The 1,470-nt window shown below is 60.3% G+C and carries 1 protein-coding gene and 1 pseudogene; one reads left to right on the forward strand and one right to left on the reverse strand.

What is annotated here, in order from left to right; genetic code table 11:
* Positions 1 to 1,023: pseudogene (locus tag ABT116_RS45765) on the reverse strand (indolepyruvate ferredoxin oxidoreductase family protein); the annotation flags it as partial.
* 321 nt (positions 1,024 to 1,344) lie between these two features.
* Between ABT116_RS45765 and ABT116_RS45770 the strand changes: the two are divergent.
* Positions 1,345 to 1,470: MerR family DNA-binding transcriptional regulator (locus ABT116_RS45770; protein ID WP_351647080.1), on the forward strand; the 126-nt coding region annotated here is incomplete at its 3' end.

Here is a 1,470-nt window from a genome sequence, read left to right on the forward strand (position 1 = left end):
GGCGAACTCCTTGATCTTCTCGCCCACGACGGGGTAGCACATTCCGATGCGAAGGAGACGGATCCCGGCGCGGTGCAGCGCGGCGTCGTCGACACCGAGGTCTGCCAGAGCTTGTCGGACGGAGTCGAAAGTTGTACCGGTGGCGGCGATACCGATCTTCGCACCGGAGGGGTTTACCTCGATCACATCGAGGTTGTTGGCAGTTCCGTACGCGTGCACGAGATCCCATCGCGGGCCGTACAGATCGGCCTCGGCGATGACACTGTCCGGCGGCGCGGCCATCTGACGCTGCTTGTAGACGAAGGGCTTGCCCTCGAACTGCACTTCCGGAACCACGATGTCGAAGTCCGCGATGCTGCCGTCGATCGTCCAGGCGCCGTCGGCGACGTCGGCGACGATCTTGAGCGCTACGACACAACCGGAGACACGCGAGAGCGCAACAGCGTGCATACCCATCGTGATGATCTCTTCGGCATTGCGCGGGAACAGAACCGGCACACCCATCGCGGCAAGCGAGCGCTCACTGACGGCCGGAACCGTGGAGGACTTCGACGCCGGGTCGTCGCCCACCAGCAGGACTACGCCGCCCTTGGGGTTCACGCCGTACATGTTGGCGTGGCGAATGGTGTCGGTAGCGCGGTCGACGCCGGGGCCCTTGCCATACCAGACGCCGGTCACGCCGTCGTGGGTCGCGGTTCCTGCGGGGAGGTCCGTCTGGCTTCCCCACACCGCGGTGGCAGCAAGTTCCTCGTTGAAGCCCGGAATGAAGGTGATGTCGTGTTCTGCGAGCACCTTGGGCATGCCGTGAAGCATCTTGTCGACGCCGCCCAGCGGGCTGCCCTGGTAACCGGAGACGAAAGTGGCAATACGCTTACCTGCCCGGATGTCGCGAACATGCTGCTCGACGAAGCCGCGTGCAATTGCCTGAACACCGGTCAGCAACACCGGTCCCGATCCCGACCGGTACCGATCATCGAGGTCATAGGGCTTGGCCTGGGCTACGCCCGACACCAGTTCAGTCATCGTGGACCACCGTTCCGTCTGCAGTGCATTTCAACTACCGTGCATTTTCAACAACCGCGTAACTCGATCTGTTCAGATGATCGTGGTCGAGGTATGTGAAAGCGTCAACAGAGGCTTGTTCAACTATTCAAATTGACAGTTTGTGAGCCAAATCACGTGACCTAGGTCATCGAATCAATCAGTTGGAGACCCGTTCGTGGCGATACGGCGAAACGGACATAAAACGTTCCTGACAATACAAACCGAGAACAGCCTTGACATTGACGCAACGTCAACTTGCATGCTGAATGAGCGAAACCGATCCGAGAGTAGGAACTTCACGTGAGCGAATGGTCCATCCAAGAACTCGCCAAATCCGCCGGTACCACCAGCAGAACGCTGCGTCATTACGGCGATCTCGGACTCCTGGAACCGAGCCGCATCGGCGCCAACGGCTACCGCTTCTAC

It is taken from the genome of Streptomyces sp. NPDC002130 (assembly GCF_040296465.1).
GTDB lineage: Bacteria > Actinomycetota > Actinomycetes > Streptomycetales > Streptomycetaceae > Streptomyces.